The sequence below is a fragment of the Citricoccus sp. NR2 genome (genome assembly GCF_027594385.1).
Taxonomy (GTDB): Bacteria; Actinomycetota; Actinomycetes; order Actinomycetales; family Micrococcaceae; genus CmP2.
The window spans coordinates 613,712-638,825 of the sequence record NZ_CP115154.1 but is presented as its reverse complement, the minus strand read 5'-3'; the positions used below and the strand labels follow the sequence as shown (position 1 = coordinate 638,825).

General features: G+C 66.4%; 21 protein-coding genes, 1 tRNA gene and 2 pseudogenes. 7 read left to right on the top strand and 17 right to left on the bottom strand.

What is annotated here, in order from left to right; genetic code table 11:
* From O1A05_RS03010 to O1A05_RS02995, 4 genes are all read right to left on the bottom strand, one after another.
* Complete coding sequence (locus O1A05_RS03010) at window positions 1-390, bottom strand: hypothetical protein (protein WP_270106599.1); 390 nt, start codon at window positions 388-390, stop codon at window positions 1-3.
* A 2-nt stretch (window positions 391-392) separates the two neighbouring features.
* Entirely contained in the window at window positions 393-1,889 is a 1,497-nt protein-coding gene (locus O1A05_RS03005; protein ID WP_270106598.1) for a hypothetical protein, read from the bottom strand.
* Window positions 1,890-1,975: 86 nt separating this feature from the next.
* A complete protein-coding gene (gene radA / locus O1A05_RS03000; RefSeq protein ID WP_270106597.1) occupies window positions 1,976-3,475 on the bottom strand; it encodes a DNA repair protein RadA in 1,500 nt (499 codons plus the stop codon).
* A 49-nt stretch (window positions 3,476-3,524) separates the two neighbouring features.
* Window positions 3,525-4,706 (bottom strand): FUSC family protein, encoded by a 1,182-nt coding sequence (locus O1A05_RS02995; protein WP_270106596.1) that lies wholly within the window; start codon window positions 4,704-4,706, stop codon window positions 3,525-3,527.
* A gap of 226 nt (window positions 4,707-4,932) precedes the next feature.
* Here O1A05_RS02995 and O1A05_RS02990 point away from each other — a divergent pair, with 226 nt between their 5' ends.
* From O1A05_RS02990 to pstB, 4 genes are all read left to right on the top strand, one after another.
* Entirely contained in the window at window positions 4,933-6,051 is a 1,119-nt protein-coding gene (locus O1A05_RS02990) for a phosphate ABC transporter substrate-binding protein PstS (protein ID WP_270106595.1), read from the top strand.
* Between the two features lie 144 nt (window positions 6,052-6,195).
* The gene (gene pstC / locus O1A05_RS02985; protein WP_442867658.1) at window positions 6,196-7,170 is read left to right on the top strand and encodes a phosphate ABC transporter permease subunit PstC; all 975 of its coding nucleotides are present in this window, start codon (window positions 6,196-6,198) and stop codon (window positions 7,168-7,170) included.
* On the top strand, window positions 7,170-8,336 hold the full coding sequence (gene pstA, locus O1A05_RS02980) for a phosphate ABC transporter permease PstA (protein WP_270106594.1): 1,167 nt from the start codon (window positions 7,170-7,172) through the stop codon (window positions 8,334-8,336). The genes pstC and pstA overlap by 1 nt, the downstream gene beginning before the upstream one ends.
* Before the next feature lie 26 nt (window positions 8,337-8,362).
* Window positions 8,363-9,142 carry a phosphate ABC transporter ATP-binding protein PstB gene (gene pstB, locus O1A05_RS02975; protein ID WP_270106593.1) on the top strand — a complete coding sequence of 260 codons (780 nt, stop codon included), beginning with the start codon at window positions 8,363-8,365 and terminating at the stop codon, window positions 9,140-9,142.
* A gap of 222 nt (window positions 9,143-9,364) precedes the next feature.
* Here pstB and O1A05_RS02970 read toward each other — a convergent pair whose 3' ends face one another.
* The 3 genes from O1A05_RS02970 to O1A05_RS02960 all read right to left on the bottom strand — a co-directional run bounded on the left by O1A05_RS02970 (window position 9,365) and on the right by O1A05_RS02960 (window position 11,786).
* On the bottom strand, window positions 9,365-10,405 hold the full coding sequence (locus tag O1A05_RS02970; RefSeq protein WP_270106592.1) for an inorganic phosphate transporter: 1,041 nt from the start codon (window positions 10,403-10,405) through the stop codon (window positions 9,365-9,367).
* A gap of 3 nt (window positions 10,406-10,408) precedes the next feature.
* Entirely contained in the window at window positions 10,409-11,035 is a 627-nt protein-coding gene (locus O1A05_RS02965; RefSeq protein ID WP_270106591.1) for a DUF47 domain-containing protein, read from the bottom strand.
* A 70-nt stretch (window positions 11,036-11,105) separates the two neighbouring features.
* Window positions 11,106-11,786: a hypothetical protein gene (locus tag O1A05_RS02960; RefSeq protein ID WP_270106590.1), complete on the bottom strand. Its 681-nt coding sequence runs from the start codon at window positions 11,784-11,786 to the stop codon at window positions 11,106-11,108.
* A 114-nt stretch (window positions 11,787-11,900) separates the two neighbouring features.
* Here O1A05_RS02960 and O1A05_RS02955 point away from each other — a divergent pair.
* A tRNA-Lys gene (locus O1A05_RS02955) sits at window positions 11,901-11,973 on the top strand.
* A gap of 613 nt (window positions 11,974-12,586) precedes the next feature.
* On the opposite strand, the pseudogene O1A05_RS02950 reads toward O1A05_RS02955, so the two are convergent.
* The 6 genes and pseudogenes from O1A05_RS02950 to O1A05_RS02925 all read right to left on the bottom strand — a co-directional run.
* A pseudogene (locus tag O1A05_RS02950) lies at window positions 12,587-13,633 on the bottom strand (recombinase family protein); the annotation flags it as partial.
* 184 nt (window positions 13,634-13,817) lie between these two features.
* Window positions 13,818-14,060 carry a hypothetical protein gene (locus O1A05_RS02945; RefSeq protein ID WP_087624718.1) on the bottom strand — a complete coding sequence of 81 codons (243 nt, stop codon included), beginning with the start codon at window positions 14,058-14,060 and terminating at the stop codon, window positions 13,818-13,820.
* Complete coding sequence (locus O1A05_RS02940; RefSeq protein WP_087624719.1) at window positions 14,060-14,692, bottom strand: hypothetical protein; 633 nt, start codon at window positions 14,690-14,692, stop codon at window positions 14,060-14,062. The genes O1A05_RS02945 and O1A05_RS02940 overlap by 1 nt, the downstream gene beginning before the upstream one ends.
* A 19-nt stretch (window positions 14,693-14,711) precedes the next feature.
* Window positions 14,712-15,158, bottom strand: a complete 447-nt coding sequence (locus tag O1A05_RS02935; RefSeq protein ID WP_270106589.1) for a single-stranded DNA-binding protein — start codon at window positions 15,156-15,158, stop codon at window positions 14,712-14,714.
* Window positions 15,159-15,242: 84 nt separating this feature from the next.
* Window positions 15,243-17,024, bottom strand: coding sequence for a TraM recognition domain-containing protein (locus tag O1A05_RS02930; protein ID WP_442867657.1), 1,782 nt, complete (start codon window positions 17,022-17,024; stop codon window positions 15,243-15,245).
* Entirely contained in the window at window positions 17,021-17,548 is a 528-nt protein-coding gene (locus tag O1A05_RS02925; RefSeq protein ID WP_270106588.1) for a hypothetical protein, read from the bottom strand. Before O1A05_RS02925 ends, O1A05_RS02930 begins: the two co-directional genes overlap by 4 nt.
* A gap of 183 nt (window positions 17,549-17,731) precedes the next feature.
* Here O1A05_RS02925 and O1A05_RS02920 point away from each other — a divergent pair, with 183 nt between their 5' ends.
* Window positions 17,732-18,070 (top strand): ArsR/SmtB family transcription factor, encoded by a 339-nt coding sequence (locus O1A05_RS02920; RefSeq protein ID WP_005053526.1) that lies wholly within the window; start codon window positions 17,732-17,734, stop codon window positions 18,068-18,070.
* Window positions 18,071-18,106: 36 nt separating this feature from the next.
* A complete protein-coding gene (locus O1A05_RS02915; protein ID WP_270106587.1) occupies window positions 18,107-19,345 on the top strand; it encodes an MFS transporter in 1,239 nt (412 codons plus the stop codon).
* Between the two features lie 117 nt (window positions 19,346-19,462).
* Here the strand turns inward: O1A05_RS02915 and O1A05_RS02910 are convergent, their stop codons facing one another.
* The 4 genes and pseudogenes from O1A05_RS02910 to O1A05_RS02895 form a co-directional block, all read right to left on the bottom strand.
* Window positions 19,463-20,956 carry an ATP-binding protein gene (locus O1A05_RS02910; RefSeq protein WP_270106586.1) on the bottom strand — a complete coding sequence of 498 codons (1,494 nt, stop codon included), beginning with the start codon at window positions 20,954-20,956 and terminating at the stop codon, window positions 19,463-19,465.
* Between the two features lie 854 nt (window positions 20,957-21,810).
* Window positions 21,811-22,179: pseudogene (locus O1A05_RS02905) on the bottom strand (hypothetical protein); the annotation flags it as partial.
* A 96-nt stretch (window positions 22,180-22,275) separates the two neighbouring features.
* Window positions 22,276-23,748, bottom strand: a complete 1,473-nt coding sequence (locus tag O1A05_RS02900; RefSeq protein WP_270106585.1) for an SCO6880 family protein — start codon at window positions 23,746-23,748, stop codon at window positions 22,276-22,278.
* On the bottom strand, window positions 23,694-25,094 hold the full coding sequence (locus O1A05_RS02895) for a conjugal transfer protein TrbL (protein WP_442867656.1): 1,401 nt from the start codon (window positions 25,092-25,094) through the stop codon (window positions 23,694-23,696). Before O1A05_RS02895 ends, O1A05_RS02900 begins: the two co-directional genes overlap by 55 nt.
* Between the last annotated feature and the right edge of the window lie 20 nt (window positions 25,095-25,114).

Below are 25,114 nucleotides of genomic sequence, written 5' to 3'. Positions count from 1 at the left end.
CTACGACGCGCTGGTATTGTCCCGACGTCGTGTCAACAACACGAGGGCGGCGAGAAAACCTCCGGTGACCAGGATGATCTGGGTTTGCCGGGTGTCACGATCGGCGGCGCAGAGATCGCGGAAGCGTTGTTCGGCTGCGGTCCAGAGTGCCTGTTCGGCGTTGCCTTCGTGCTGGATCGTATCGCCGGATGCCGTGCTGAGCGGTGCACACTCGACGGTCGATTCGGCGTCCTGAGCCAATGAAGCGGCATGTTCGCCGGGCGAGGTAAAGTACAGTCCGCCGAGGCTGATGAGGGCGACCAGGATCAATCCCAGGATTCCCCACGAGACGAGGGGGGCGGTGTTCTGAGTCTCCTTGGACGACATCGTCTTATCCGTTCTATTCACCACGATCAGTTCGCTTCTTCTCTTTCACGGCGCTCTCGTTGCTCATCTTCGGCATCCGTCCAATCCCACACATCAGCATCGGGAGAGTAGGGGTTCCCCGCGTCGTTCTGGCTGATGACATTCTCCAGTTGCTGTGAATTAGCGCCATCCGTCTGCTCGATCTCCGCGATGGCCAATTCCATTTGGCGTGCCCCGAGGTCGATGTCCCAGGCAGCATCGCGTAGGAGGCGGTATTGGGCGTTGTTGACATCGGCGAAGGCTCCGCTGGGCCCGCTGGGTCCATTACCTATGTTTGCGTCACGAGATACAGCGCTGTAGGTAGACAGTCCAAGATACTCGTCCGCAGTCTGATTGAGATACAACGAAAGCTCGGGAAGTCTGTTGCTCCACAGATCGGACAACCGCTCTGGATTGACATAGACACCCTGACCGGAAATATCGAGATGGTCCGGGTCGACGGAAGGCAAGGTGGGGTTCACATCGTCTTCTGGCTCCTCGGTGTTGGAACCGACGTCAGAGCCATTCGGGTTGACGAGCAGCGCGAGCTTGGTGTTGAGGTGGCTCTGGATGTTGTCCTCCTCGTCAGCGATCTCCTCGTTCAGTGTGGAGAGTGACCCTTCGAAACTGCCCATGGCACCCTCATAGGTGCCCGGTCCGGGCTGATTCGCTGGAGATGCGCTGGGATGGCTCGTGATGATGTCGGTTGCGACGCCTGCGAGGCCCGCGACTTTGGCGAGCCCGCCGGTCGCCAGCGTTGAAACGGCCGCAGCGATCCATCCGACCACCGTGAAAGAAACTGCCCACTGAGAAGGAGCTTCATACTCGGCGATGGCATTGCACACTCGGATGGCTTCTTCGAGTGTGGCGACGAATCCCTCACGGCTGCTTTCCCAGAGGCCCTGCTGGGCGATGACTGCTTCGACTTGTCCCATGGACACGTCGCAGTACACGCCGAAACTACGCCACATCGGTCGGAGGAAGCTATAGCGAAACGCATCGATGGTTTCACCGCTCATCTGGCCGAGAATTTGCTCAGTGTCGGTCTCGAAATCATCGATGTATCCCGCGGATGCACTGGTGCCATTGGAATAGTTGGAGACATTCGTTGCGAGTTTGCTGACAATGGTGGTGCAATCGCCCAGTACGGACCCGAGGTCACTGGGATCGGGCAGATCCAACCAGGGAGCCACGGCTTGATCGATTCGTTGCCGGATGGCATCGAATGAGGCGCGGTAAGAATCAGACTTCGATCCAGACTGAATCCAATCTGAGATGAAGAAGTTGCTACTCCATTCACCACCGCCCGAACCATCCGTTCCGGGCCTGGTCACGAAGGTTTGATGACCATCGTTCACATCACTCGCGTACTGGTCACCTTCAATGTGCCACTCAGGGACGAGGTCTGATGATGCGGCCTGGATAGAGCGATCGCGCATCCAGGCATCAATAGCCGCCCGCTTTAGTTCGCCGACCAGCGCAGTTCTCTGGGCGTATGTTCCCATAATGAGTGACTTTCTCCGTTGAAGTGCATCTGAATCTGCTGTTGACGAATTCTACGGCACGAGCTCTGGATCAAGGGTGCGCCGCGTCATTCGATGATCGACAAGGGCGGATAGCCGCGCGCGTCGTCGTGGTGCGAGGGCCCGGCGATCTCTTCGACCACGCGGGCTTCACGGCGCTGGGCCTGGCGTGGATCGCGGAACAGGGTGCGCACCGCGTCCTTCACGTTTGTTTTCTGCACCAGGGTGAACCCGTCGGGAGCGGTGAGCCCCTCCGTCGTCGCCGGCACCACCGCCCGGTCGAATCCGAGTCGTGCAGCCTCGGTGATGCGGCGCTGGATGCCGGGCACCGGGCGCAGCTCCCCGGCCAGGCCGATCTCCCCGAAGGCGATGGCGCCGGAAGGGATCGGGGTTTCGGTTTTCGAGGAGGCGATCGCGGCGGCCACGGAGAGATCCGCAGCGGGTTCGGCCATCTTCATCCCGCCCACGGTGGAGACGTAGACGTCGTCACGGGTGAGATTCAGCCCCATCCGGCGGACCAGCACCGCGATGAGCATGTTGACCCGCGGGGTCTCCAGCCCGGAGACGGTGCGGCGCGGGGTGCCGCCCTCGCTCTGAGACACCAGGGCCTGGACCTCGGCCAGCAGTGGGCGCCGACCCTCCAAGGTGACGGTGATGGCGGTGCCCTCCACCGGGTCTGCGCCCGAGGTGAGGAAGAGTCCGGAAGGGTCCTCTACCGAATGGATGCCGGCATCGGAGAGGTCGAAGCAGCCCACCTCGTCGGTGGAGCCGTAGCGGTTCTTCACCGCGCGGACCATGCGCAGCCGGGAGTGGCGGTCGCCGTCGAACTGGCACACCACATCCACCAGGTGCTCGAGCAGGCGCGGCCCGGCGATGGAGCCGTCCTTGGTGACGTGGCCGATGAGCAGGGTGGTGATGCCCCGGGTTTTCGCGGCCTTGATCAGCGCGGCCGAGACTTCCCGGATCTGGTTCACCCCGCCGGCGGTGCCCTCCACCTCGGTGGATTGTAGGGTCTGCACGGAGTCCACGACGACGACGTCGGGGTCGATCACCTCGATCTGGCCCAGCGCCCGGCCCAGATCGGTTTCCGCGGTGAGGAACAGGGTGTCGGCCACCGCGCCGATGCGGTCGGCGCGCAGCCGGACCTGGGCGGCGGATTCCTCGCCGGTGATGTACAGGACCTTCCGGCGTGTGCCGTCCTCCCCGGTTTGCGAGGCCACCTGGCCGGCGACATCGAGCACCAGGGTGGATTTGCCGATGCCCGGTTCGCCCGCCATGAGGATCACCGCGCCGGGGATGAGCCCGCCGCCCAGCACCCGGTCGAGTTCGGACACCCCGGTGGGGTGGAAGCGGGCAGCCGAGGCGTCGACGTCAGAAATCGGTACGGCGCGCTGCGCTTCCGTCACGGCGGTGGCGGTGGTGCGCCCGGCCGTGGGGTCGGTGCCGATCTCGGTGACGGTGCCCCATTCCCCGCATTCCCCGCAGCGGCCCACCCATTTGATGGTGGTCCAGCCGCATTCGGTGCAGCGGTAGTTCGGGGTGCGTCGCGAAGAGCTCGAAGAAGCCATGGGTCTCAGCGTAGTCGCCCGGACGGACACGTTAGGCCTGTCATCCACATCAGGACAGGTGCGGAAGGTAACTGACGGCCTCGTCGTGGGTGATGCCGGTGGCCTCAAGGAAGTCCACCATCATCGGGCGCAACAACATCACCAGTGCTTCGGAATGCAGCGTGTTCGCTCCCAGCTGCGCCGGGTCGAGCTGCGCGGTGGCGGAGCCCAAGGCGTCACGGGCCACCGAGAGGGAACGGTGGCGGCCGGGAACCCCGGGCTCGGAGAGCGACCGACCGAGGATAGCGACCGCATCCGCCGCCTCGTCGAACCAATCGGCGAGCCGCTCCATACCGTCCTCGTCGAGCATCGCCTGGTCCACCACCGTGATGACCCTGCGGGCCACGATGCGCAGAGAACGCACGGCCAGATCGGTCATTTCCACGGTGTCTTGTGTTTCGTCGAGAATCTGACGGGAGGCCCGCTTGGTGGGGGAGTAGGTGGCCAGCTCGACGGCGGACTTGAGGTCCTTGCGCAGGTCATCGAGGATGCTCTGCGTACCACGACACGAGACCAACCCCATCCACGCGTGCCGGGATTCGTGCGTACGCAGTGCCATCGAGCAGTCGCGCAGTACCTCGGTGATGGTGGAATAGAGTCTGCGCAACCCCTCGGCGGGTTCGCGCTGCAGGTTCTTCGGGAATAGCAACGTGATGACCAAGGCGATCACCCCGCCCACAGTGGCGTCGATACTGCGATCGAAGGGGCCATTGGCGGGCAGCGGGAGCAACACCACCAGCACCGACTGCAGGGACATCTGGGTGGTGAAGATGACCCCGGAATCCAGGAATTGCGCCACAATAGTGGACACGAAGACCACGAGCAGCGCGGTGGCCCAGTTCGCCCCGAGCAGGGTGAGCATGAGATCGCCGATCAGAATGCCCAAGGTGCAGCCGACGGCGATCTCCACCACCTTGCGCACCCGCGGATCACGACCGAAGCCCAGGGCGATCAGGGCTGCCGTGGCGGCGAAAATGGGCTGGTGATGGCCCAGCACCTGCTCAGCAAACACATAGGCGCCCACCGCCGCGATGGCGGAGGTGGCGGCTGGAACCAGCGCGGACCGGGCGCGGGAGGCGCCTGAACGCACCCGGCGGCGGCCGAAGCGAGTCAGCTGTGCCCAGCGAGAACGGGCACGATCGTCGTGCTCATGTGGGTCGCCGGAGGCGCCGAGTGGGCCGGAGGTGGTCATGGTTCTAGCCTAGGACGAAAACCGCTTGTGAGCCGCGAGTGATAGAGATAACAGCGAAAACGCCGGATGATGCGAAGTGTTCACCTTCTGTTTACCTCGAACTGCCCATCAGGTTACGTCGGCTCCTTAACGTGAAACCTGGTTCGCGCGACAGGACGTGTCCGGAACCGACAACTACCGGGTTTGAATCCGTGAACTCGTCACCTATCTCGAAAGAGGCACTGAAGTGAAGCTTCGTCGCTTTGGCCGCTCCGCAGCGGTCCTGTCCATCGCAGCCCTCGCCCTGACCGCCTGCGGCGGCAACGGCGACGAGGAGACCACCGACACCGCCAGCAACGGCGCCGAGGAGAACGGCGGCGCCGCCGCTGCCTCGGGCAACCTCATCGGCGGTGGCGCCTCCTCGCAGGAAGCCGCCATGACCGCCTGGACCCAGGGCGCCAACGAGGCCAACCCCGAGCTAACCGTCTCCTACGACCCGGTGGGCTCCGGCTCCGGCCGTGAGGGCTTCATCAACGGCGCCTACTCCTTCGCTGGCTCCGACGCCGCCATGGACGCCGATGAGCAGTCCCAGGCCGAGGCCATCTGCGGCCCCGACGGCGTGTTCCACGTTCCTTCCTACATCTCCCCGGTTGCCGTGGCTTACAACCTGCCCGACTTCGAGGGCGAGAACGTGAACATGGACGCCGACACCATCGCCGCTGTGTTCGCCGGTGAGATCACCGAGTGGAACGACCCGCAGATCCAAGATCAGAACGACGCCGAGCTGCCCGACACCGCCATCACCGTGGTGCACCGCTCGGATGACTCGGGAACCACCGAGAACTTCACCGCTTACCTGAACGAGGCTGCTTCCGAGTCCTGGACTTACGGCGAGGTTGAGGCATGGCCGTCCGACATCACCGCTGAGTCCGCACAGCAGACCTCCGGTGTGGTGGGCCTGGCTTCCTCCACCGAGGGGGCTATCACCTACGCCGACGCCTCGCAGATCGGCGACCTGGGCACCGTGGCCGTGGGTGTGGGCGAGGCCTACGTTCCGTACTCCGCTGACGCCGCTGCTGAGGCCGTGGCTTCCGCTGAGGAAGACGCCGAGGCCGAGGGGGCTGTGGTGCTGGACCGCGCGACCGACGCTGCCGGCGTCTACCCGATCGTGCTGGTTTCGTACCACATCTTCTGCCACTCCTACCAGGACCAGGCCACCACTGACCAGGTCCGCGAGTTCGGCAACTACATCGTCTCTGAAGAGGGACAGACCGCTGCTGAGGAGTCGGCCGGAAACGCCCCGATCTCCGACGGCATCCGCGACGCAGCGATCGAGCGCCTGGACGCCATCTCCGTCCAGGGCTGATCTGATACGACGCCAGACAGAGCACCGTAGGCAGTCGTCGATCGAGGGGCGACTCTCGATCGACGACTGCCGCGTGCTGTCTGCGGGTATCGTGGTTGTAGCCATCCCACCCCTGACCATGATCGAACTCCGAGGGGAGTCACTGTGAGTTCCACCGCCACCGACGCGGCTCCGTCCACCGGTTTGAAAGCCGGACGCTCGGCCGCAGCCGGCGATAAGGTCTTCTCCGGCCTGGCGCTGGCAGCCGGCGCCGTCATCCTGCTGGTGCTGGCCTTCGTCGCCATCTTCTTGGTGGTTGAATCGCTGCCGGCCCTGGCGCCGAGCGTCTTCTCCACGCAGGATTCGATCAACTCCGCCGACACTATCTGGCAGTATGTGCTGCCGCTGATGGGTGGCACCATCATCGCGGCCATCATCGCGCTGCTGCTGGCCACTCCGGTCGCCGTCGGTATCGCGCTGTACATCTCCCACTACGCCCCGCGGAAGATCGCCACCCCGGTGGGCTACGTGATCGACCTGCTCGCCGCCATCCCCTCCGTCGTCTACGGTGCCTGGGGCATGACGGTGCTGGCCTCGCTGATGGTTCCCATCTACGGCTGGCTGGACCAGTACCTCGGTTTCATCCCGTTCTTCGCCGGTGACCCCTCGGTGACCACCACCGGACGGACCATCATGACCTCCGGCGTGGTGCTGGCCGTGATGATTCTGCCGATCATCACCTCGCTCTGTCGCGAAATCTTCATCCAGACGCCGAAGCTGCACGAAGAAGCCGCACTGGCCCTGGGCGCTACCCGCTGGGAAATGGTCAAGATGACCGTCTTCCCCTTCGCCCGCGCCGGTATCGTCTCATCCGTCATGTTGGCCCTGGGCCGCGCCCTCGGTGAGACGATGGCCGTGACCATGGTGCTCTCCCCGGGCATCTTCACCTGGTCGCTGGTCACCTCCGGCCGTCACGCCACCATCCCGTCCGAGATTGCGCTGAACTTCCCAGAGGCCTTCGGGATGCGCCAGTCTGAGCTGATCGCTGCCGGCCTGATGCTGTTCATCATCACTTTGGCCGTGAACATGACCGCTCGCTGGATCGTCAGCCGCCACAAAGAATTCTCAGGAGCGAACTGATGAGTGCTATCGCAGAGACCCCTCAGCGGAAGAAAGCGAAGAACTCGCTCAAAGCCGGCATGATGCCCGGCTGGGTGTGGATGGCTGTCGCCGCGGCGTCGCTCATCCTCGGTGCCGGTCTGACCGCCATCCTTGGTGGTGCCGCAGACTTCAACGTGGCCGGATGGCTCGTGCTCTCCGCCATCATCTACCTGGTGGGCATGTACGTGACCACCCGGATCCTCGAGACCAAGCGTCGCGCTACCGACCAGCTGTGGCGCAATCTGGTGTGGACCGCATTCATCATCGCCCTGATCCCGCTGATCTCGGTGATCTGGACGGTGCTCGCCAACGGTCTGCCCACGCTGATCAACACCCCCGGGATCTTCACCACCGACATGTCGGGCGTGACCGGTGCCGCGGATATCGCCACACAGAATGAGGGTGCCCCGCTGGCCGGCGGCATTCTGCACGGCCTGGTCGGCACCTTGATGATCACCTTGATGGCGACCCTGATCTCGGTGCCCATCGGTCTGATGGCCTCGATCTACTTGGTGGAATACGGTAACGACAACCTGTTCTCCCGCTCCATCCGGTTCTTCGTGGACGTGATGACTGGTATCCCCTCGATCGTGGCCGGTCTGTTCGCCTTCGCGGGCATGACGCTGTTCATGACCACGTTCATCGGCTCCGCGCCGGCCCAGCTGCAGGCCGTGAAGACCGGCTTCACCGCGGCGGTCGCGTTGTCGGTGCTGATGATCCCCGTCGTCGTGCGCTCCACCGAAGAAATGCTGCGCGTGGTGCCCAACGAGCTGCGTGAAGCCTCCTACGCCCTGGGCGTGCGCAAGTGGCGGACCATTATGAAGGTGGTCATCCCCACCGCGATCTCCGGTATCGCCTCCGGTGTCACCTTGGCCATCGCCCGCGTGACCGGTGAGACCGCACCGATCCTGGTGACCGCAGGCTTCGCCGTCTCGGTGAACTGGAACGTCTTCAGCGGCTGGATGACCGCACTGCCCGTGTACATCTACCGCCAGCTCATCAACCCGACCGCCCCGGCGGCTGGTGTACCCTCGGCACAGCGCGCCTGGGCTGCGGCACTGGTGCTCATCGTGATCGTGATGGTGCTCAACCTGATCGCCCGCGTGATCGCCCAAGCATTTGCCCCCAAGAAGACCGGCCGCTAAAGCCACCGTCAAGAATAGGACTGACCATGTCGAAGCGTATTGACGCCATTGACCTCAACGTCTACTACGGCAGCTTCCTGGCCGTGGAGGGCGTCAACATCAACATCGAGCCCCGCTCCGTGACGGCTTTCATCGGCCCCTCGGGTTGCGGCAAGACCACCTTCCTGCGCACCATCAACCGCATGCACGAAGTGCTGCCCGGTGCCCGCGCCGAAGGCCAGCTGCTGCTTGACGGTGAGGACATCTACGAGTCCGGTGTGGACCCGGTGACGGTGCGCACCATGATCGGGATGGTGTTCCAGCGCCCGAACCCGTTTCCCACCATGTCGATCCGCGACAACATCCTGGCCGGCTACCGGCTCAACGGCACTCGGATGTCCAAGTCGAAGGCCGACGAGATCGTGGAGCGCTCCCTGAAGGGCGCCAACCTCTGGAAAGAGGTCAAGGACCGACTCGACAAGCCCGGCTCCGGGCTATCCGGTGGTCAGCAGCAGCGTCTGTGCATCGCCCGCACCATCGCGGTGGAGCCCGACGTGATCCTGATGGATGAGCCCTGCTCTGCCCTGGACCCGATCTCTACCCTGGCGATCGAGGATCTGATCAACGAGCTGAAGGACGACTACACCGTCGTCATCGTCACGCACAACATGCAACAGGCTGCACGCGTGGCCGACAAGACCGCGTTCTTCAACATTGCGGGCACCGGCAAGCCCGGCAAGCTCATCGAGTACGACGAGACCAACGTCATCTTCAACAACCCGGCCAACAAGCAGACCGAAGACTACGTCTCCGGCCGCTTCGGCTGATCCGGCTCGGTCCGCAGAACGACGCCCCGACCAGGCCGGTCGGGGCGTCGTTGGGTTCTGAGGGTGCCGGGTCGGGACGCCTCACGGCGCGTGGCCGCTCTAGGCGGCAAATTGTTTGGAGCCCGGGGGTACCGCGACCCGACACCTGCTTCCAGTGTGACGCGTTCACGCCGGGTTTGTCCAGTGCGACGACGGCGCTGCCGGACATCTTCCGGGGGCCGGTCAGGAGCCGGCGCGCAGCCCGGGAACCAGGGGTGTCATTGCGGCGGTCAGCACCAGGCCCACTCCCGCACAGACCACGAGCGTGAGAACGAAGTAAACGCCGAGGCGCGCCACCTGCGGCCAGTTCACGGAATGGTGCGATTGGTTCTGCCCGGCACCGATGATGGCCGCGGCGGCCGCATGTGAAGAGGAGATGGGCAGGTGAAATACGAGGGATCCCACGAACATCAGTAGGGCCGAGGAGAACGAGGCGATGGCCGAGCGCAATGGATCCAGCAACACGAGTCGATCCGTGAGTGTATGCGCGATGCGCCAACCACCCAAAAGGGTGCCCCCGCCGAGCATCGCCGCGGTCAGCGCGGTGATCCACCATTCCGATCCCAGCTCGATTCCGGCCGCGGAAACCGCGATGGCCAGCACCAGGTACATGCGTTGGCCGAATTGGAGCCCGTGGCCAAAAGCGTTGCCGGCTGCCGTCACGGACAGCGCCATCCGCGCCGGGGTGTTGACCACGCCGGGGGACGCGTCTCGCGTCCACCACAGTGCAGGGAATACCAGCAACCAAGCCATGCTGAGTGCGATGAGTGGCGAGAGCACCAACGCAATCAGCAGGAACAGGGTGGCCGTGGTGATCTCCTGGGCGGCGATCTCAACGACGTCGGTGCTCAACAGCGCTACCCCGCCGCCGATCACTCCCGCAGCCAGCGCATGGGAGGACGAGGTGGGCACGCCGCGCCACCAGGTGAGCGCGTCCCAACTGAAGGCGGTGATCAGCGCGGCCAGCAACACCATCAGCCCAGCGGGGCCGTGGGGAACAATGGCCAGAAATTCGCGGCCCACATGAGCCATCATCAGGGATCCGACCACCACGCCGAGCACGTTGAGCAGTGCGGCCAGAAGCAGCGCGGTGCGGGGAGTCAGCGCGCGAGCACGCACGGGTAGGGCGATGGCGTTGGGGGCATCGTGGCCGCCAGCGATCATGGTGAAGGCACTGGAGGCCATCAGGACCGCAATAAAGAGAATGAGAGTTCCCGGCTCCACCGCCTATGACTCCCGCACCAGCACCCCACCGAGGTGAACGATCATCTGCCGCCAGGCGTTCAGCGTCTTCTCGAGGGAATGGGCGATCTCGCGGCGGCCGCGATAAGCGCGCGGCATGGATTCTTCGACGTCTTGCAACACCCAGGCCGTGACCAGCCGCTCGCAGCGTCGAGATAGGCGGGTCATCTCCAGCCAGGTCTCCTCCAGATCATTGAACTCTTGAAGCTGCGAGCAGGCGCGCTGGGTCAGCCGCGCTTGCTGGCCGAGCACTTCGAGCAGATCCATGGCGTCGCCAGTGAGCTTGACCTGCTGGGTGCTGCGGATCACGAACCCGGTGGTGGCCACGTGCCCGACCACCAGGGACATCCAGCTGGAGAGGGTGTAGAGGTCTTCTCGTGGCAGCGGAGTGATAAAAGCTGATCGCAGCGAGGTCATCAACGCCATATGCGTGGTGGAGGCAGTGGTTTCCAAGGTGCCGAGCCGGGTTTCGATCTGTTCGGCTGATGTTTGGTCAGCACCCATGAGCTGACCGAGGTGATCAACGGACTCGCTGATGAGGTCAGCAAGCGTCCCGAGATGGTCCAAACCGGTGGTCTCGGGAGTCAACAAGCGCGAAAACGAGAAGTTCATCGAGTGCAGGATACCGCCGCAAAGTAAACAGCCGGACCGTGCGAATTTTTCGTACCGGTGAGGTGCCGGTTTAGTCGAGGGTGCCGTTGCGCCAGGCGCTCGCGGATGCTTCCAATTCTTCGGCGGTTCCCAGCAGACGGCGGGCGCGATTCAACAGATCTCGTGATCGGTCAGGACTGGATTGTTCCAGCGACTCTGCATGATGGGCCTGGCCCAACGAGGTGACACGACAATATGCTCCGGCTCGTTCCAGGGCGGTGGCGAAATCGCCGTCGTAGACGCCGGTGAGAATCTGCTCGGTCAACTGCTCCAGCTCGAGCGCCCCCGGGGGTTCGACGACGCCAGCAATAGCGCGGGCCACCTGGGCGTCGAATCCGGCACGATACCAGCGCGCCCAGAGTTCACCGTTGCGCTGCGTGGCCGTGCGCAGAGCGTACAGTCGCCAGAGTGCTCCGCCCAGTGAGACGGCAGGAGCATCGGACCAGAGCTGAGCGATGGTGTCGAGTCCGATTTCCTCCACCAAATCCACTAAGGTGCCGACGTGGTCGGGTGTCTCGGTGGTCGGGGTGTCTTGTCCAGGGCGTTGTTGTGCGGCATGGCGCCGATCTCGCTCGTTATGTGCGGTACTCACCAAGGCGTGCGCCAGGCGCGCGGCAGCCGCCGAGACTATCTCGGGGTCCGGTCCTGAAGGGATGGGTTCGAAGCTCTGCGGCGGGTACAGCCGGGGGCGGTGGAAGCGGGTGTGACTCAAGCACGGTCCTTTCGATGGGCACCACAGACCCTACCTGCAACGCCGACACCGTGCATTTCGTTCCCGAGCAACGTGACAGTGCGCTACCATGGTGGTCGGCCGTTTTTGGCCACCGGGCCTTTAGCTCAGTTGGTAGAGCATCGGACTTTTAATCCGCTGGTCGCGGGTTCGAGTCCCGCAGGGCCCACCCTGTGCACAAGGCTCGAACCCTTGCCAATGGAATCGTTGGCTGGGGTTCGGGCCTTGTCGCCGTTCTGGGTCCAGTTGAGGGCGTTGGCGTTGACCTCGGGGTCGAGGAGCCTCTCGAAGGGCCGGTTGTTCTCGACGCGGAGTTCGTTGTCTTCGTCGATGTAGACCTTGGTGAAGAAGGCTTGGTTGCACAGGCGCCGGTTGGCGTCGTCGCACCGTTGGTAGATGTCGGCGTAGTTGGCCAGGAGTCCGAGGGCGTCGTCGAGGTGGGCGCGGGCGTCGGCGTAGTCGCCGTGGTGGGCGTCGATACGCCGGTTGAGGCGATCGAGTTCGCCGAGGATGCGGTCTTGTTCTCGTTTGAGGACGGGCAGCGGGATGGCGTCGGCGTAGTGGGCTTGCATGAGCCAGTCTTGTTCGTGTTCGAGCCGGTCTCGGTGAGTGGTGAGGCGTTCGAGTTCGTCGGTCTCGGCGGCCATGAGTCGGTCGAACTCGGGGTGGAGCATCCCGGAGAGGGCGTCGCGCTGGGCGGGGCTGATCTGTACGCGGGTGTAGTAGTCCTCGATCAGCTTCTCGACGTCTTCGATCAGGATCGCTCCGCGGGTGCAGTCGGTGCGTTTGGAGTGCCGGCCGGAGCACACGAAGTAGCAGTAGACGTTGCCGTGTCGGTTCTTGGCGTTGGAGACGATCAGCCGGGACCCGCATTGTCCGCAGTGGATGGTGCCTTTGAGGTAGTGGTCGTGGACCTGGGTGGCTTCGGCGGCGGTCTTGTGAGCGGTGAGCACGGACTGGACCTGGTACCAGACCTCGGGTGGGACGAGGGCGGGGTGGGTGCCCTTGTAGCGGGTGCCGCGGTAGACGACATCGCCCTTGTAGTAGGGGTTGGTCAGCAGGCGATGTACCGAGGAGACCGCCAGCGGCTTCGATGGCCGCTTCGGGGTGGGCAGGCTGACCAGTCCGCGGGAGGTGAGTTCGTCGTGGAGCTGGCTGACGGTCCAGTTCCCCGAGGTGTAGGCCTTGAACGCCCACTCGATCAGGGGCGCTCGCTCGGGGTCGAGTTCGACGGTGCGGACCTCGCGGCTTTGGTCGTCGCGGGTGCGGACGTTGAGGTAGCCGATTGGGGCCTTGCCGAGGGTGCCACCGCTGATGGCCTTCTGGGTCATGCCCTTGGTGACCTCGGTGGCGAGGTTGCGGGAGTAGAACTCGGCGATGGTGGACATGATGCCGTGTAGCAGCATCCCCGAGGGGGTCTCGTCGATGTTCTCCGTCGCGGAGACGAGCATGACTCCGGCCTGTTGGAGGGCGAGGTGGATGGTCACGTCGTCGGCGCGGTTGCGGGCGAGGCGGTCGACCTTGTGGACGATGCAGTAGGCGACCTTGTTGGTCTTGACGTATTGGACCATCCGCATCAGGTCGGGCCGGTCGGCGGACTTGGCCGAGGCTCCGGCGTCGACGAACTCCTCCACGATCGCCGCGCCGAGCTGGTCTGCTTTGCGGCGCACCGCGTCGCGTTGGGCAGGGATGGAGAAGCCTTCGTCGGTACCACCCTTGGATGCCTGTTCACGGGTGGAGACCCGCAGGTAGGAGATCGCGACCGCGGTGCTGATGGGCGGGTCGATCAGGCTGCCGGCTGGATCGGTAGCAGTCGTTGTGGTGGTCATCGGGTCCTTGCCTCTCACGCGATTCGACCCTCGCGCTCCCAGACGCCTGGGAGGAGTGTTGATCGTGAGAGCAGCCATCGGTGTGGCTGTAGGACAAGACCCGGCCGGGTCACGGTGCGTGTTGCCCACCCGTGCGGGTGAGGTTTGGGACCACAACACCCCGCGTACGCGAGGCTTGCTGGTGTCATTCTACCAACGGGCCTGCGACACTCGCCGCTGAGCGGAGGGCTGCGGCTGGGTCGCGGTAGGTCTCAGGTGGTTCGGCGGCGCGGCGGTCGGCGCGGCTGCGGCCGGTCTCCTGCAAGGTCAACCGGATCAGCACCTCGGCGAGCTTGTGCAGATCGGCCGGGTCCCGGTGCACGGCCCGGACGGAGAAGGAGCGGTCTTCGTAGCGGCGCCGGTCGGTCTTCTTCACGTAGCCGCCCATCACTCCCGCACCTCCCCGGTGACCGGGTCAACATCGAGGTCGTCGTCGAGGCTTGCGTAGAACTCGTCCTCGGCCTCCTGACGTCTGCGGACCTGGGCGTGGACGAATTCCACGAACTCGGCGTCGCGGTCGGCGATCACCACATCCTCCACCGGCGGTCCGGGTTCTTCGCCGGGCCAGGTGGTCTGCCGGGTGGGCCGGTCACGATCGATCCGGGTGCCCGAGGCGGCCACCCAGTCCCGGAGGCGGGCGCGGGCGTCAGCGAAGTCGCGGTGCCAGCCGATCGCCGCGGAAGCGTTCTGCTCGGGGTCGTAGGCACCCAGCCAGTGCAGGTGCAGCGCGGAGAGTTCCCAGACCAGTTCGGGGTGGTGGTGCCAGAACGGCGGCAGCACGCTGGCGGGGAGCCCGTAGGTGCGGCGCAGCCAGTCCACCCACCGGTTCAGCGCGAGCCATTCGGTTTCCAGGTCATGCGCGGACAGCAGGTTCCAGTTCACCGGGTGCGGCGTCTCGGGCACATCGGCGTCGCTGACGCGCGGCGGACCGTCGAACACATCCGGCTCATCCAGCTCCGGCACCTCACCGTTGGTCGGGTCGGTGCCGGGTGGATCGGTCTCAGGCGTGTGATCGGTCATGATGCTCGGCTCCCGGCGTTCACAGGCTGATGGCCGTGGACTGCGGTGCCTGGGCGGGCCGGGACGGTGGCTCGAACGCGGCCGCGTCCCGCTCCGCTGCTGCGCGGCGTGGGGTGCGGTCGACCTCATAACGGGTGCGGGCGGTGTCGTGACCGATCTTCTTGGCCACGAACTCCTCGCTCTCGACCGCCTGGCCGTCGCGTTCGTAGTTGACCTCGCGGGTGTAGCCCTCGGCGATGAAGTTGTCACCCTTGGTGAACCGGTCATGCGCGTGCTCGGCCGACCGGCCGAACATCACCAGATGGTGATAGGTCGTCTCGGTCTGGGCGAACGACCCATCGTCCTCACGGCGGAAGTGCTCCTTGCCGACCCGGGCATAGAATCGAGGATCACCCTTCGAGGTCTGGCTGAGCTGGGGGTCCGAGGCGATGAACCCCGAGAACGATTCCTGGGTGCGGATAGCCATCTGACTCTCCTCCTGACACTCACGCGACCCCGCCGATCGGAGCCGCTGATGTCAGGCAGGTGCACAGGCCACCCCACGCCCCGGCTACGAGCCGGGTTCGCGCAGCAGCGCCTCGACCTCCGCCCGGTCCGTCTTCAACGCGGTCGCGTCAGATCGAGAGGGCCAAGGGCGCAGGTCGGTGACGATCGGGGGTGCTGAGCGCAGCAGGGTCACCCCGGTGCCGAACGGCAGCGCTCTGATCCGGTCTGGCGGCAGGATCGGCACCCGGCGCACCGACCGCTGATTGGAGCGGGTGCCGTGATCGCCCAGGGTCACCGAGTCGGTGTACTCGTCACGCTCGCCGATGAGGGTGGAGAGGTCTTGGAGGTCGCGGGAGTTGGAGGCGCCACCGAGGATGACCTTGACGATGGAGGCGTCCCAGATGGCTCCTGCGGCGTTGTCGGACCACTTCTCCCGCGCCTGCGCCAGGGACTGCAACACCGGCAGGGTCGTGATGCCGGTGCCGCCGCCCTCGGCCATCAGGGTCGGCAGCGAGGGTAGGGGTGCGAGGTTGCCGATTTCATCGAGTGCGAGCAGCAGGGGTGGGTCGAGGCGGGCGCCCGGTGAGCGGGCGGCGATCCGGCGTGCGGTCTCGATCAGGTCTTCGACGAACGCCGCCACCAGCGCTGCGGAGGCACCGGCTCCGGCCCCGGTGGCGAGCAGGTAGAGCGTGCCGCGCTGTCGGATGAAGGCTTCGGGGTCGAAGTCCTCACCAGCCCGCGGGGAGACCGCATCGAGCACGCGAGGGTCGGCAAGCGCTCCGAGGGCGAGGGCGACGCCTTGCCAGATGGAGTCGCGGGTCTTGGGGTCAGAGTCGATCATCGCCCCGAGGGAGTCGGCCCACCCGGTGGCGGCCTGGGTGGTGTTGGTGAGGATGGCGACGGCCTCGGCCGCGGCGGTGGGGTCGAGGGTCCAGCGGAACAGCTCAGCCGGCGGGCGTCCGTCGAGGGCGGCGGCGTGCAGGAGGGCTTGGAGGGCGGTGCGGGTTTTGCCTTCCCAGAACCCGCCGGACTCCACCCCGCCAGCGGAGAGCCCGGTGGCAGCGGCCAGTCCGGTGGCGCGGATCATCGCGGTCAGGGGGTCGTGGCAGCCGCGGATGGGTGACCAGCGCATCCCGGCGGGGATGCCTTCTGCGAGGTGCTGGGGGTCGAACACCGCCACCGGCCTGCCGTCGCGTTGGCGAGCTTTGAGGGTGGCGGTGAGGTTGTCCGGCCGCGTGGATGTGGTGACGACGGCGCCGGGGGCGTCGAGGATGGCGTTGATGACCACGTGGAGGCCTTTGCCGGAGCGGGGCGGGCCGATGAGCAGGATCGAGTCCTCCACGCTCGCCCACACCTGCCGCCCACGTGAGCGGCCCAGTAGATATCCGACCTCGGTTGGAGCCGGGTCCTTCAGCGAGGGGCGCAGCGTCGAAGCGCGCTTCAAAAGCGCCTTGGCCGAGGCGGTCTGGGTCACCTCGTGAGCGGTGGCGGTACCGACCAGGCGTCGCGGATCGGTCTCGACTTTCCTGGAATGGCGCCGGAGCCGCACCCATATCCATGCCCCGGCAGCGGTGAGGGTCGCAAGCATGAGCCCAGTGACGATCCAGTAGGCGACCGCGTTCAGCCCGTCGGCATCGAGCGCAGTGGCCGGGTCGGTGGGGTTGAACAGCACACCGAGCCCGGAAGCTGGTCCGGCGGTGGGTTGGGGCGTGCCGGTCAGGAACGCCGCCACCGATCCTGCGGCACGCAGGACGAGCGCGAAGCCGAACGCACCGATCAGGGCAGCGATGGCGGCGTTGGTCAGCTCATCGCCCATGCTCCCGGTCTGCCGCTGCCCGTTCATCATGACAGCCGCCGGACGTGCAAGGTTCCGGAGACCCGGCCCAGGAGCACGACCTCACCGGTGCCGTTGTCGAGCAGATCAGCGAGGCGAGTGGTGTCGATCAGGACCCGAGCGCGGCCGGTGCCGGTGGCATCGGTGTGAGCGACGATCAGCGCGACCGCGACATCCTCACCGGGCACGAACCCCTCGTAGGCAATCTCCACCTGCCCAGGCCGCCCGGTGTGGTTACGGCGGGTTCTCGGCGGCCCGGGGGCTGGCGGTTCTGACTGTTTGGGCGCGTGGGCCTGAATGAGGTCGGTGAACACGGAGCCGTCGGTTTCGCGGACCTCGATCCGTACTGTGACGGTGCGGTGATTCGTGATGGCGTCGAGCAGGCGCCCGAGAGTGCTGCGTGTCCATTGAGGAGCGTCTGGCGGTGGCGGGAACGGGGCCCCATCGACGGTGACGTCCAGGCTGCCGTCCCCGGTCACCGTGATGATCACGTGCGGCACGACGACTGGCGCCTCATCGGCGATGCGTTCTGGCATGCGGCGGCGACCCTTCATCAGGCGTGCCGTATCCGTGAAGTCTCGGTCGTCTCAAACGGCTCCATGTCGCTGAGGTGCACACGGTCACCCAGGTCGCGACCTGGGGTTGCCGCAAGACGGCATACCGGACCACTTCAGTAGTGTTAGTATCTGCGTATGGATGCGGATACTAAGCCATGTGGGATGGACCCCTCGTCGGAGTTCGTGGACCTGGCGGCCGAGGTGCTGGGCATCCTGTCTGATCCGACCAGGATCAGGATCGTGCTCGCTTTGCGGCAGACCGATGAGCTGCCGGTGAACGCGCTGGCCGAGATCGTCGGCAAGAAGCCCTCCGGGGTCTCTCAGCACCTTGCCCGGTTGCGAATGGCGCGGATGGTCACCACCCGGCAGGAAGGCACCCGTGTGCTGTACCGCCTCGCCGATGAGCACGCCCTTGCCGTGGTCACCGAAGCGATCAAGCAGGCCGAACACGCTGTCGCGGGCGGACAGATACCCCCGCACCACCACGGGCCGAGCTCGTGACGACGCTGTTCTTCGCGGGCGAGTCGTGAGGCACCGATGATCGGCGTCCTTCGGCACCCGACCTACGCCAAGCTGTTCAGTGCGCAGGTCATCGCCCTGCTCGGCACCGGACTGCTCACCGTCGCGCTCGGCCTGCTCGCCTTCGATATTGCCGGCGGTGACGCCGGGATCGTGTTGGGGGTGGCGATGAGCATCAAGATGATCGCCTACGTCGCCGTCGCCCCGCTCACCACCGCTGTCTTGGCACGCCTTCCTCGCAAGCCGGTGCTCGTCGGCGCCGATCTGATCAGGGCCGGTGTCGCGATGTCTCTGCCGTTCGTGACCGAGGCGTGGCACATCTACGTTCTGATTTTTCTGCTGCAGTCCGCCTCTGCGACATTCACGCCCACGTTCCAGGCGGTCATCCCCTCGGTGCTGCCCGATGAGGGTGAGTACACCCGGGCGTTGTCGCTGTCGCGTCTGGCCTATGACCTGGAGTCGTTGCTCAGCCCGATGCTCGCCGCCGCGCTGCTGACCGTGGTCGGCTACCACCAGCTCTTCGTCGGAACCGTGGCCGGGTTCTGCGTCTCGGCAGTCCTGGTGATCGCCTGCCGGTTCCCGCACATCGAGACCCCGCCGCCGGCGAGATTCCTCGACAGGCTCACCCGCGGGGCACGCGCGTTCTGGGCCAGCACCGAGCTGCGCGGACTGATGGGCCTGAACCTCGTCGTGGCCACCACTACGGCCATGGTGATCGTCAACACCGTCGTCCTGGTCCAGGGAGACCTCGGTCGGCCCCAGCCCGACGTCGCCCTCATGCTCGGCGCCTATGGCGCCGGTTCCATGCTCGTCGCGCTCGTCGTGCCCAAGCTCCTCGACGCCGTGGCCGACCGGGGCGTGATGCTCGCCGGCGGCATCGCCCTGCCCATCCTGCTGCTGGCCGCGGCCGCAGTCATGGCCTGGATGGACGACACCGGGCAATGGGCTGCCCTGCTGATCGTGTGGTTCCTGCTCGGAACGGCGACCTCCACGGTGCTGACCCCCTCGGCCAGACTCCTGCGCCGCAACAGCTCCGAGCACGACCGGCCGGCGGTGTTCGCCGCCCAGTTCTCCCTCTCCCACGCCTGCTTCCTCATCACCTACCCCCTGGCCGGGATCCTCGGCGCAGCGATCGGGCTTCCTCCCATCGCGCTCGTACTCGTCAGTCTTGGCATCCTCGGCGCGCTCTTCACCGCTCTCACCTGGCGCACGAGCGCGGACTCCTCAAGGCCGCCGAGCAGCGAGGTTCATGACTGAGACTCACCAAGACCGCACGACGAGGGATGACGTTCCCGGAACATCCACCCCGAGTTAGCCTGGACAGGCCATGGACCTTGAAGTTCCCGCGAAAACCGTCAATATCCATGCGAACTTCTAGACGTTCCCGAGGTAGCGGGCGTCGGTCCGGAAGAGTTCGAGCTCAGCCGGATGTAACTGGTGCTGCGTGACGAAGCTCCTGGACTTGATCTTCCACAGCCCCTGACCGACCCCCTGGGTCGGGAGGAGTTTCTGTTCGGTGCCGGTGAGTCCCAGCGCGGTGGCGGTGGGGCCGAGCTGGTCTGATTCTTGCCGGTAGACGATCCGTGTCTCCGCGTTCGCCAGGAGGGAGTTGGCGAGGGAGCGCATGGCTGATCCGGCGTCGCCGACGTTGTCGAGGTCGGACAGCTTGTGGAAGATCAGCATGTTCGCGATCCCGTAATGCCGGGCCAGCCGCCAATGCGCATCCATGCGCTTCAACAGGGCGGGGTGGGACATCAGTCGCCAGGCCTCGTCGTAGATGACCCACCGCTGACCGCCGTTCGGATCGAGCAGCGCGGACTCCATCCACGCCGACGAGCAGGTCATCAGCACCGAGATGAGCGTGGAGTTCTCAGTGACCCGGGAGAGGTCGAGGCTGATCATCGGCAGTGACGGGTCGAAGGCGACGGTCGAAGGTCCGTCGAAGAGGCCTTGGAGGTCACCGGCGACCAGGCGGCGCAGGGCGTGGCCGACGAGTCGGCCATCTTCAGCCAGACGCCCCCTGTCATCGTCGTGGGTGGGGGTGAGGATGTGGTCGACGACGGTGGGCAGGATTGGCACGTCGTTCTCCCGCACGGTGGCGGTCAACGCGAGGTCGATGGCGGTGTGCTCCAACGGCGTGAGCCCGCGTGCGAGGACGGTCTCGGCGAGGGCGCCGATGAGGTCACGGCGACGGGAGGCCACGGTCGACCTCCACTGCTCATCGGTGAGCCCGCCGGGGCGGTGGCCCTCATCGAGGGGGTTGAGGCGAGTATTCAGTCCGTGGCCAAGGGCGATCGCGCGCCCACCGACGGCTTCGGCGACCGCGGTGTGTTCGCCTTTGGGGTCGCCGGGGACGTAGACGCGGCGCCCGAACGGCAACGACCGCGTATAGAGGCTCTTGGCGAGTGAGGATTTGCCGGAGCCGACGATCCCGGCTAAGACGATGTTCGGTGCGGTGATGATGCCGCGGGCGTAGAGCACCCAGGGGTCGTAGACGAAGCTGACGCCGGAGTAGAGGTCCTGGCCGACGAACACCCCATCGGAGCCCAGGCCGCCTTCGGCGACGAACGGATACGCACCCGCCAACGTCGCGCTGGTGTCCTGATGGCGTGGGAACCGGAACCGGCCCGGCGACCTGAGCGCGGCGGGGTCGGGTTCACCGGCGGCGGGTAGGTATCGGGTGGCGCGGCGTTCGGCCCGCTTGGCCTCGGCCTTCGCGCGGGCGGCGGCCTTCTCGGCGGCGTGCTGTTCGGCTTGGAGCCTTGCGGCGGCCTCTTGGCGCTGCTGGCGCAGCCGGCGGCGTTCCTTGGCGGGGGCGACGAGGACCGAGGTGTGTAGCCGCTCCCGCTCGCCTCCCTCGCCGCTCACAGTGACAGTCCTCGCCCGGACTGGCCGGCGGTGCCAGCGGGGTGGGCGTACCAGTCGTGGTCCGCGCCGAGGGCAGAGCGCCGGGCAGCCGACGCTTCCCGAGCCGGTGCGGGGTCCCGGTGTGGCTGCTCGTTGACGACCGCCGCGTGCCCCTGACCCACATCGTGCAGTGCGGGGTCTGGTGGGGTGTCGAACTCGCGGTACAGGCCCACATGTCCAAGGCCGTGGTTGTAGGTCAGCGCATACCGGCCGTCCTGGACGGTCTGGTCGGTGCTGCCGGTAGGCGGCTGGTCGTCGTAGACGTACCCGTTCTCCAAGGCCGCCTGAGTGGTCTCCTCGCCATAGTCGTACCCGCTCAGGTGCGCGATGGCCGCTTCGGCGCCGTTGCGGTCGATCAGATCGAGCACCGCATCGGCCTCCTCGCCCTGGAGGAAAGCCACGTTCAGCCTCCGCCGCCCCACCGCCTGTTCGGGCTCGGAGGGGCTGTGCTCGCTCAGCTCGGCCAGGGCGTCAGTGTTGGGGCGGGCGGCCTCGCCCACCCACGCCGGAAACAGGCCCTCGTGCTCCGGGCTGCTCCCGGGCTGGTCGAGGCCATGCTGGCGGGCCTGACCAGCGGCGCTCAGGAAGGTCACGAGGTCGCGGAGGGCGTGGTGGGGGTCGACGGGTTGGCCGGCGCCGGTGAACAGGTCCCGGCCCTCCAGCTCTTGGCCGGTGGTGGTGTCGGTGATCCGGTAGGCGTAGCGCTGATGCTCACCCACCGGAGCATCGGCCCACACCGTCAACGTGAGCGAACCGGCCTGCACGGTCGTGGTCGCAGGGTTGCCGCCGAGGCGTGCCGCGAGCCGTTCACGCGCGGCGTCTCGGCCCACGGCCGGTTCGGGGTGCCAGGCGATCCTTCCGGAGTGGGAGAACGCCGCGTCGAGCCGATCGTACGCCTGATCGAGCAGCGTGCCGGCCTGGTGCAGCTCATCGGCTGCGGCCAGCGCGGACGCCGCGCCGGCCGCGGCGTTGCCGTTGTCATCGAACGCCCGATCGCGCGCGTTCAGGTGGGTATCGGCGAGCTGGTCGAGGACTTGGCGCAGCGATCGAACTCCCGCCACGAGGTCACCGAACACGGTGTAGGTGTCGGCCGGGTCATCGAAGACGCGGGAGGCGTGGGCCAGGCCGCTCAGCGCCTCGGAGGCTTCGGCCGCATCGGCGAGCGGGTCGTGGAAGGTGGGCATCACAGGCTCCAGACGGTGGGCGAACAGCTAGGGGCGAGCCCGTGGTTCGGGCTCGCCCCTCAGGTGCACAGTGGCGCCCAACCCCGTCTGGTCGGCTCAGACGCGGCGGCACAGTGGGAGTGCGGCGGCGGTAAAAGCCGCGGCCTGCTGGCCCACCAACAATCTGGTTTCGCAGGAGGCTTGGATGGCGGCCTGCTCGATCGCTGCCACCCCCGTTTCCAGCTCCTCCACTGTCGGGGCGGAGACGCTGATGAGGCCGGTGTAGCGCAGGATGCCGTGGCCGGTGGTGAGGTCGGCCTCCTGCTGGAGCACGTCCTGGTACTCCGCGGTCTGGGCGGCGTCCTCGATCTGCCCGATCTTCGCCCGCTGGGCGGCATCGGAGATGTGTTCGACCTTCTTCTTACGGATGTCCCGTGCGGCTTGGTCGGAGCGCATCGGCGTGCAGATCAGCGAGAACGACCGCTGAATCCCTGTCGAGAGGAGTACCGGGGACAGGAAGCCGGGATAGACCAGCGAGCGTGGCCATTCGGAGACCCAGAGCACGGCGTGGTGGGCAGAGTCGGTGCGCAGACGGGTCCAGGACTCGTTGACCGCGACCGGCCCGGCGGTGGCGAGGGATTGTCCGAGTTCGCCGTGGCGTTCCAGGGTGGCGGCGATCGCCGGGTCGTACGCGCTGCGGAGGATGACGGCGATCTCGCCCGGTGACAGCCACCCCGTGGTGCTGAGGTCGGCCGACCGCAATGCGGCGACGAGGGTGGACATCTCTTGCCGCAGGACTGCGGCGGCGCCTCGGATGCCGCCGCCAGCGGTTCTGATCTGCCGTGCGGCGTTCTTCATGTCCAGAGACAGGCTCACGGTGGTGGCGTGGCGTTCGCCAGCGGGTCCTGCGCGCTCGATTAACTCGGCATAGGTGGTCGCCGCCCAGGTGTCGTCGGCGGTGCCGTGAGCGGCCCACCATTCGGCCAGCCCCGTGCCGGAGTCCGGCAACGTCCGTTCCAGCACCTGCAAGGTGGCGATGCGTCCGGAGCGGCAGACGGTGGCCAGGACACGACCCCAAGAGGTGACCCGCCGTTCCTGCTCGCTGGGGTCGAGGAGCACGAACGCCGGATGGGTCACCACGCAGACCACGGTGAGGGTCTGGGCGTGGGGGTCGTGGATCATCCCCGCGCCGGTGTCGGGGTCGGTGTATTCGCGCAGCCGCGCCTGGTCGCCGGGCAGGGCGAGAGTGCCCACAGGGCGGGGCGTGACGACGCGGCGGCGATACAGCAGCTGTCCGCCGGTCGAACGCCAGAGCCACCAGAACGCGACCGGCAGCCACTCGACCGCGGGCCGCCCGGCGATGGGTATCCACGTCAGCGCCGCGGTGATCACCCAGATGGGTGCGGTGTAGGCGAGCAGGATGCCGCCCCCGGCGTAGAGCGCCCCCACGATGAACAGGATGCCGGTGGCGAGGGTGATGAGCTGCGACAACGACAGCCCTAGCAACACTCCGCGACGGGTGAGGCGGGAGAACTTCACCGGCACCAGCTCCGCCGAGACGACAGCACTCTCGTTCTGCTTCGTGGGCACGAGGGTTCACTCCTTCCCGGTTGGCTTGGGGGCTGGTGGCGGGGGCTGTTTCGGCGGACGAGACTCCGGCCCCGATGGCCGGGGGGTGTTTTCGGTGCTGGCGTTGACGGCGGTGGTGTCTGCGCGGACGGTGGTGGTGTGCTGCTGGTCTGCCCGGCCGCATCTGCCGCGGACTCGCCCTGCCCGCCGAGGGCCGCGCCGGCTTTGGGGCCTGCGGTCGCGGAGTCTTTCGCGACCTTCGCTGCGACCACGGCCGCAGCTGCGGGACCAGCCGCCGCAGCACCAGCCCCCGCACCGGCGCCTGCTCCACCGCTTGCCCCGGCGCCGCTGCTCGCGGCCGCCTTCCCGCCACCACCGCCGTTGTCCCCGCCGCCGTTGTTGTCGTCGAGAACCTTCTTCGGCTCATTGCCTCCCGGCGGCTTCGAGGGGGTCGGGACGGGTCGGTTGAGGGCGTTCTTGGCGTCCTGCTCCGACCCGATGGCGTGGTACATGTCGAAGCCGACGAAGTTCAGGAACTTGTAGGTGAGATAGGGGGCGAAAGCGGCCATCGCCATCAGCACGATTCCGGCGATCGGGTCCGCGACCGAGGCCAGGTCGCCGTCGATGGGTGCGCTGACTTGGGTGATGGCGACGAGGAACATCACGACCAGGACGAGTTTGGAGACGATGAGGGCGATGACGAACATCGCCCACTTGCTGATCCACCCCTTGGCGGCATCCCAGGAGGCGCCGGAGAACGCGAGCGGGGCGAGGACGATCGCGACCAGCAGTAGGGCCTTCCTCACGAGGAGTGAGAGCCAGACGATGGCGGCGGCGCTGATGGCGAGTCCGGCGAGGAAGATGGTGATGATCGCCCCGGCGCCGGGGGCGGCGATGTTGATCCCGACCAGCCCGGCTGCGAGGAGGGTGATCTTGTCGCCCATGCTCTCGGTGGTCTCGCCGGCGGCTTGGATGATCCCGATGCTGAGCTGGTCGACGATCTCCAACAGCAGCGCGGTCAGTGTGATGACCACAAAGCTGCCGAGCACCGACTTCGCGAGGCCGAGGGCGGCACGGGACAGGGCGGTGCGGTCGCGTCTGATGAGTCCGGTGATGAGTTGGAGGCAGAAGAAGATCAGCATCACGAAGATCGCGATGCCGAACAGGATGTTGTAGACCGCCACGTACTCCGACGATGTGACGTCTACCAGGGTGGTGGTGTCGAACACCGACCAGACGGCCTCGAACAACCAGCCGGCGGCGGCGCCCATCGCGCCGGCGAGCCAGTCGAACGGCGCTGAGACCAGCGAGGCGGCGGCTTCGCCGGCGGTGTCGCAGACGGTCGAGACGAGGGGGATATCGCACACACCCACCGCAGATCACTCCC